Origin of the sequence: Pseudomonas sp. MF6751 (genome assembly GCF_016613265.1) — a bacterium.
Taxonomy (GTDB): Bacteria; Pseudomonadota; Gammaproteobacteria; order Pseudomonadales; family Pseudomonadaceae; genus Aquipseudomonas; species Aquipseudomonas fluorescens_BV.
On the sequence record NZ_JAENSV010000014.1, the window covers coordinates 134,240 to 141,886 of the forward strand.

The 7,647-nt window shown below is 61.6% G+C and carries 5 protein-coding genes; all 5 read left to right on the forward strand.

The genetic code is table 11. The features are described from left to right. The first annotated feature begins 523 nt into the window (after positions 1-523). Genes JJD66_RS14235 through JJD66_RS14255 form a run of 5 tightly spaced genes read left to right on the forward strand, consistent with a single transcriptional unit; the run spans position 524 to position 6,895 of the window. Complete coding sequence (locus tag JJD66_RS14235) at positions 524-3,034, forward strand: TonB-dependent receptor (protein WP_200648423.1); 2,511 nt, start codon at positions 524-526, stop codon at positions 3,032-3,034. A gap of 35 nt (positions 3,035-3,069) precedes the next feature. Then, positions 3,070-4,935, forward strand: coding sequence for a phytase (locus JJD66_RS14240; protein ID WP_200648424.1), 1,866 nt, complete (start codon positions 3,070-3,072; stop codon positions 4,933-4,935). Between the two features lie 47 nt (positions 4,936-4,982). Next, positions 4,983-5,675 carry a protein TolQ gene (gene tolQ / locus JJD66_RS14245; RefSeq protein WP_200648425.1) on the forward strand — a complete coding sequence of 231 codons (693 nt, stop codon included), beginning with the start codon at positions 4,983-4,985 and terminating at the stop codon, positions 5,673-5,675. Between the two features lie 15 nt (positions 5,676-5,690). Further along, positions 5,691-6,137 carry a protein TolR gene (tolR, locus tag JJD66_RS14250; RefSeq protein ID WP_034127399.1) on the forward strand — a complete coding sequence of 149 codons (447 nt, stop codon included), beginning with the start codon at positions 5,691-5,693 and terminating at the stop codon, positions 6,135-6,137. Beyond that, entirely contained in the window at positions 6,134-6,895 is a 762-nt protein-coding gene (locus JJD66_RS14255) for an energy transducer TonB (RefSeq protein WP_200648426.1), read from the forward strand. Before tolR ends, JJD66_RS14255 begins: the two co-directional genes overlap by 4 nt. Positions 6,896-7,647: the final 752 nt, after the last annotated feature.

Below are 7,647 nucleotides of genomic sequence, written 5' to 3' on the forward strand. Positions count from 1 at the left end.
ACATCCCACGATCCAATTGTGGGAGCGGGCTTGCTCGCGAAGGCGGCCTGACAGGCGACACAGTTGGATTGTGTAGATATCCATTCCTGCGGTAACGGCCACTTAGGGTTCCGCTTTTACAGCGGCTCACTTTTGAAAAGAGCCGGAATGCCGGCCCAGCCAAAAGTAAGCAAAAGGCTCTTGCCCCACCACTCGGCACCTCGCTTCGCATCGTGGTTACCTGGGCGGCACATTCGACTTCTCTGTCGATTGAACTGCCGTCTTCGCAGGCAAGCCAGCTCCCACATTAGGACTGCGGGGTGTCAGAGAGATAAGCATCGGCTTTCCGGCCGCTATCGCAGGCAAGCCTGCTTGCTCTCCCGAGGTCATTTCAGCTCATTTACACGCTCCAGCAGCCTGTAAACCCCGCTTTGACAGGCTCTGCCTGCAACCCTGTCACAGAACCGTCACGCCCCATCCCTAGCGTGCCCTCCCAGTTGCCGGGCCCCTTGCCTGGCGTCAACGGATTCTTGGGGAGGGTTTCATGTACAAGCGCACCGGGCTCGTCAGCTTTACGCTTACCGCCTTGGCTCTGGCGATAGCCTGCGAGCGGCTCAACGCCGCGGAAGCGGCCACCGAGCATGTCGATGTGGTCGGCCAAGCCGCTGCGATCGACAGCGCCCTCAAGGAGCAGCGCTCTTCCGACAGTATCAAGAGCGTGGTGCATGCCGACGGCGTCGCCCAGTTGCCGGATGAGAACGTTGCCGAGGCGGTGCAGCGCTTGCCGGGCATCAGCGTTGAACGTGACCAGGGCGAAGGCCGCTTTGTCAGCGTGCGTGGCCTGGGCCCGGACCTCAACAGCGTGACCATCAACGGCACCCTGGTGCCCTCGCCCGAGAGCGAGCGCCGCGCCGTGGCCCTCGATGTTCTGCCTTCGGAATTGGTGCAGTCGCTGTCGGTGATCAAGACGCTCACACCGGACATGGACGCCAACTCCCTCGGCGGCACCGTCGATGTGAAAAGCCTTTCGGCGTTCGACCACAAGGGCCTGTTCTACACCGGCAGCACCGAGGCCAGCTACGACAAGAACACGCACCAGACCAGCCCGAAATTCTCCGGCGCCGCCAGTAACCGGTTCAGCCTCGGCGACGGTATCGACAACTTTGGCGTGGCCGCGGCCCTCAGTTGGCAGAAGCGTGATTTCGGCTCGGACAACGTTGAAACCGGCGGCGCCTGGGACTTCACTAACGGCGCCCGGCTCAACGAATTCGAGCAGCGCGACTACGACATCAGCCGTGAACGCGCCGGTGGTGGCCTTAACTTCGATTACAAGCCCGATGACCTGAGCAGCTACTACCTGCGCACCCTCTACAGTCGCTACAAGGACACCGAAACCCGCAACGCTGCCAGCCTCGAGTTCGCTGACCCGCAAGCGCCTGGCCAATTGGGCGACGCCGAGGGTAAGCGCAAGCTCAAGAACCGCGAGGAAACCCAGCAAATCCAGTCCTACGTAGTGGGCGGTGAACGCATGCTCGGCCTGTGGACCTTGAGCGGCCAGGCCGGTTACAGCCGTTCCAGCGAAGACAGCCCGGGGCATATTGCCGGTGCGACCTTCGACGGCGGTGACTTTGCTGACAGCGGCTTCTACGACAAGGCCAAGCCGCGCCCGATCGTTGGTAGCGGTTTCTACGACCCGGCCAATTTCAGCCTCGACAAAGTCGACTGGGAAAAACAGCACACCCAGGACACCGAGAAGAACCTGCGCCTGGACCTTGCCCGCGACTATGACCTCAGCGGTTACGCATCCCAGTTCAAGTTCGGCGGCAAGGTCAGCCGGCGCCACAAGGACAATGACCTGGAGGCCTGGGTCTACAAGGACCTGGATGAACAGGGCTTTAGCGATGAACAACTCAACCTCACGCAGTTCCAGAAGGGCAACGTCGACTACCGCCTCGGCCGCTTTGGCCCAGGCATCAGCGCGGGCAATATCCGCCAGTTGATCGGCGGCCTCAATCGCGATGACTTCTATGACCCGACCGAATCCACTGTCAATGACTTCACCATCCGCGAAGACATCAATGCCGGCTACCTGATGAACACCGTCGATATTGACGACTGGCGCTTCATCGCCGGTATGCGTTACGAGGGTACCGAGTTCGAAGCCAAGGGCACCGGTGCCACGGACGGCCAGTTCAGCGCCACCGAGACCAAGCGCCGTTATCACCATTGGCTGCCGGGCCTGCACGCACGCTACCAGATTGACAAGAACACCCAGGTGCGCGCCGCCTGGACCAAATCGGTGGTGCGTCCGACCTTTGGCCAACTGGCCCCGGGTTTTGTGATCGACGATGACGAGGCCACGTTCGGCAACCCGGACCTCAAGCCTCTGGAATCAAGCAACCTGGACCTGGGCATCGAGCATTTCATGGGCCGTGCCGGTACCGTGTCGGCCTTCGTGTTCTACAAAGACATCCAGAATTTCGTCTACAACACCGACGTGGCTGGTACCGGTGCCTGGGCCAACTTCGCCGAGGCGCACACCTTTGCCAACGGCGACAGCGCCAAACTGTATGGCCTGGAACTGGCCTACTCACAGAAGTTCGACTGGCTGCCTGCGCCATGGAACGGCCTGATGATCGGTGCCAACAGCACCTTCAGCCGTTCCAGCGCAGACATCGAGGGTTTCGACAGTGCCAGCGGGCGCAATCGCAAGCGCAACATCAGCCTGCCCAACCAGTCGGACACGGTCGGCAACCTGATGCTCGGTTGGGAAGACGACACCCTCAGCCTGCGCCTGTCGGCCAATTACAAATCGGCCTATTTGTATGAGTTGGCGTCGATCAATGACAAGGCCCATGACCTGCACGTCGACGCGCAAACCTTCGTTGATTTCAGTGCGCGCTACTCACTGACCAAGAACCTGCAGGTCAGCTTCGAGGCACAGAACCTCACCGACGAGTCGTACTTCGTCTACACCGGCCACCGTAGCTACAACGGCCAGTACGAAGAGTACGGCCCCACCTACAAGTTGGGCCTGACCTTCACTCATTTCTAACGATAACGCGTGCTTGCTGAAGGATTTGTTTGTTCATGAGAATTTCCAAGCTGTGCCTGCTGGTCGTACTGGTTAGCAGCGCCAATGCGTTCGCCACCGACCTACCGTTGACCCCTTGGGCACCCAGCCTGAACGCCCAAGCCGTTGCCTTCCTGCCCGGCGGCACCCAGCGCGTTGCCGCCAGTGCCCGCGACGGCCTGCTGCTGGTCGACGATAAAGGCGCCGAACTGGCCCGCTTCAAAGGCCGTTTCAGCAGCCTCGACACCCGCGCTGCCGGCACTCAATCGCTGATCGCAAGCCTCGATAACGACCGCCAGCAGGCCTTGCTGATCGGTCTCGATGGCGCCGGCAAAACCTGGGGTACGCCGCTGTACCTGCCGACCCGCGACTTCGCGGTAAATAGCCTGTGCCTCTATCGCGATTCGGCGGCCAACCTGTTTGTGTTTCTGGTCGGTGAAGAGGGCAAGGGCGAGCAGTGGCTGGTGGGCAATGGTTCGACGCTGTTGGCCCAGGCGCAGCGTGTTCGCAGCCTGCCACTGCCGCCATCGGCGCAATACTGCCAAGTGGATGATGCGGCCGAGCGATTGGTGGTGAACGAGCAAAACGTCGGCTGGTGGGCCTACCCGGCGCACCCGGAAGCCGAGGTGAAGCGCACGCCCGTGGCGCTGTTCGACGATCCCCAGCGCGAAGCAGGCGCCATGGCCCTGGTGCCGGGCGGGATGCTCGCGCTGGACCCGAAAACCGCGCAGTTGCAGCTGTTTCAGCAAGTCGGGGAACGTTGGGTGGGGCAGTCCAGCCTGGCCTTGCCGGGCCTCAAGGAACCGGAGCAGTTGGTGATACAGGGCCGGCAGGTGCTGGTGCGGGATGACGACAGCGGCCAGCTCTATCAGGGCCGCCTTGACTGGCAAGCCACGCCGGTGCCGGTTGCGCCGATACTTGCGCAAGTCGCCGCACTGCGCCAGACCGAACCCGTGGGTCGTCAAGGTGACGCGGCGGATGACCCGGCCATCTGGATTCACCCTGAAACGCCGGCCAAAAGTCGCGTGCTGGGGACCAACAAGAAACAGGGCCTGCTGGCCTACGATCTCGACGGCAAGCTGTTGCAGGAGCTGGCAGTGGGGCGCCTGAACAATGTCGACATACGCCCTGGCTTCAAACTCGGTACGCACACCGTCGACCTGGCCGTGGCGAGTAATCGCGACCGCAATAGCCTGAGCCTGTTCAGCATCGACCGCCAGAGCGGCGAGTTGCTTGAAGCCGGTGAGGTCCCCACGCCACTCAAGGACATCTACGGCATCTGCCTGTACCAGCCCGCCAGCGGTGAACTCTACGCGTTCGCCAATGACAAGGATGGCACCTTCCTGCAATACCGCCTGAGTGCGCCGGCTGGCCGTGTGCAGGGCGAGGTGGTGCGCCAGTTCAAGGTCGACAGCCAACCCGAGGGCTGTGTGGCTGATGACCAGCGCCAACGCTTGTTTATCGGTGAGGAAGATGTCGGCGTGTGGGCGATGGATGCCCGTGCCGACCAACCGGCCACGCTCACTTCGGTGATCAAAGTCGGCCCGCAACTGCACGCAGATGTCGAAGGCCTGGCGCTGTATCAAAGCCCCGCACGGGATTACCTGGTGATCTCCAGCCAAGGCAATGACAGCTACCTGGTGCTGGACGCCGAGCCGCCATTCGCTGTGCACGGCGCCTTGCGCGTTGGCCTCAATGCGGCCGCCGGCATTGATGGCGCCTCGGAAACCGATGGCCTGGAGGTCACTGCCGTCAACCTCGGCGGGCCATGGAGCCAGGGCATGCTGGTGGTGCAGGACGGGCGCAAGCGCATGCCTGAGCAAGCCCAGAACTTCAAGTTCGTGCCCTGGGCCGAGGTGAGCCGCGCGTTGAAATTACCCTGAGCTGTCATCACGCAGTCATCCGTTTTTAATCGAATAGGAGCTTTACCATGCACGCGACGATGGAACATATGACGATCTGGAGTTTGATCAGCGACGCCAGCCTGTTGGTCAAGGCTGTGATGGTCACTTTGCTGCTGGCTTCCTTGCTCAGCTGGTACCTGATCATTCAGCGCAGCAGTGTGCTGCGTGGTCTGGAACGGCAGCTCAACGGCTTCCTGGCGCGCTTTCGCGTCGTGTCGGACCTGCAACCCTTGTATCGCGACACCGTGCAGGCGGGCGAGGGCGGTGTGGCGCCGATCTTTATTGCCGGCATGCAGGAATACCAGCATCTGCACCACCACGATCCGGCAGTGCTCGAGGGTGTGGAGCGCGCCTTGCAGGTAGCGATTACCGAGCAGGAGCTGGAGCTGGAAAAGGGCCTGCAGTTTCTGGCGACGGTGGGGTCGGTCAGCCCCTATATCGGCCTGTTCGGGACTGTGTGGGGCATCATGAACTCGTTCCTCGGCTTGTCGCAGGTGCAACAGGCCACGCTATCGACCGTGGCACCGGGTATTGCAGAAGCCTTGATTGCCACGGCCATTGGCCTGTTTGCGGCGATTCCGGCAGTGATCGCCTATAACCGTTTCGCGGCCCGCAGCCAGACCTTGCTCACGCGCTACTACGCTTTCGGCAATGAACTGCAAGTGCACCTGCACCGGATGCTGCGCGGTACCTCGATCAACCTGGCCGTGGCCGCCTGAACAAGGAGCAAAGCGATGTTGATCAGGCCGCAACGCAAGCACGGGCCCAAGGCCGAGATGAATGTGGTGCCCTACATCGACGTGATGCTGGTGCTGCTGGTGATCTTCATGGTCACTGCGCCCATGCTCACCCAGGGCGTAAAGATCGAACTGCCCAAGGTCGCCGCCGAGGCGCTGGCCACCGATACGCGCCAGCAGATCCTGACGTTATCGGTGAAGGCGGACGGTGGCTACTACTGGAACCTGGGTGGCGAGCTGGATACGCGCCAGCAGACCGACAGCGCGGTGACCCTGGAAGAAATGAGCGCCAAGGTCATGCAGGTGGTGGCGGCGCGCAGCGATACCCAGGTGTATATCCGCGCTGACGACAATGCAGGTTATGGCCGTGTAGTGGCGGCCATGGCGGTGCTGCAGAAGGGCGGCGTCAGCAATCTTGGGCTCGTCACCGAGGCCCCGCAATGACGGCGATGATCCTGCACAGTCCGGCACTGGCCTTGGCGCCCAACGGCGATGGTTTATGGCGTAAAAGCCTGGCAGCGAGTCTGGCCGTGGCGCTGCATGGTGCGGTGGCAGTGGCGTTGATGCTGTGCTGGTCGACGGAGCGACCAGGGGTGGATGCGCCGCGGGTGATGCACACGCAGTTGGTGGTTTTACCCGCTCCGGCGCCGGCGCCTGTGCCGACACCCGAGCCCGTAGCTGCCGCGCTGGCAGAACCTGTTGTCATCCCGGTACCGACCAGGCCGACGGTTGATCCGCAGGTCCAGGCGCAAAAGCTCGAGAAAGCCGCGCTGGCGCGCAAGCGGGTTGAAGAAAAGAAACTCGAGCAACAACAGCAGCGCATGGCGACCGAGCAGCGCAATCGGGAGTTGGAACAGCAACGTCTGAGTCAGGCGCGTGCCGCTTCGGAAAAAGCCCGAGCCGCCGTGCCTGCGTCTACCCCTGCATTCGATAGCCGCCAGTACCAACCCTTGAGCAAGGCCGCCCCCGACTACCCCGAACGCGCCCTGGACAAGAACATCGAAGGCGACTGCTCGGTGGAGTACACCGTCAACACCCAGGGGCACGTGGAAAACCCCAAGGTATTGGACGGCTGTCACCCGTTGTTCATCAGGCCCTCATTGGCGGCGGCCAATACTTTTCGCTACCAGCCGAGAATCGTCGATGGCAAGGCTGTTGCCGTACCGGCAGTGCGCAACACCTTCCACTACCGCATCAAATGAGCTTCTCCAGCCACCTTCCCAAAACCTGTGGGGGGCTTGCCGGCGATAGCGGTGGCTCAGTTGAATATTCAGTGACTGACACGCCGCCTTCGCGGGCAAGCCCGCTCCCACAGGGATCTATGCCAGGCGCTGATTTTTTTTGGGCAATGCATGACCAGTGTGAGAGCTGGCTTGCCTGCGATAGGGGGGGCTCAGTTGAATATTCAGTGGCTGACACACCGCCTTCGCGGGCAAGCCCGCTCCCACAGGGATCTGTGCCAGGTGCTGATTTTTTGTGGGCAATGCATGACCAGTGTGGGAGCTGGCTTGCCTGCGATAGCGGTGGCTCAGTTGAATATTCTGTGACTGACACACCGCCTTCGCGGGCAAGCCCGCTCCCACAGGGATCTATGCCAGGCGCTGATTTTTTTGGGCAATGCATGACCAGTGTGGGAGCTGGCTTGCCTGCGATAGCGGTGGCTCAGTTGAATATTCAGTGACTGACACGCCGCCTTCGCGGGCAAGCCCGCTCCCACAGGGATCTGTGCCAGGCGCTGATTTTTTGTGGGCAATGCATGACCAGTGTGGGAGCTGGCTTGCCTGCGAAAGCGGTGGCTCAGTTGAATATTCAGTGGCTGACACACCACCTTCGCGAGCAAGCCCGCTTGTATGCTAGGACTTGAAGGGAGGAGAAGGGACAAAGCCCGATTCTGACTGTTGACGCAGTACAGACCGTGGGAGATTTCGCCCCTCCTCCTTTCACCCAAGCGCCG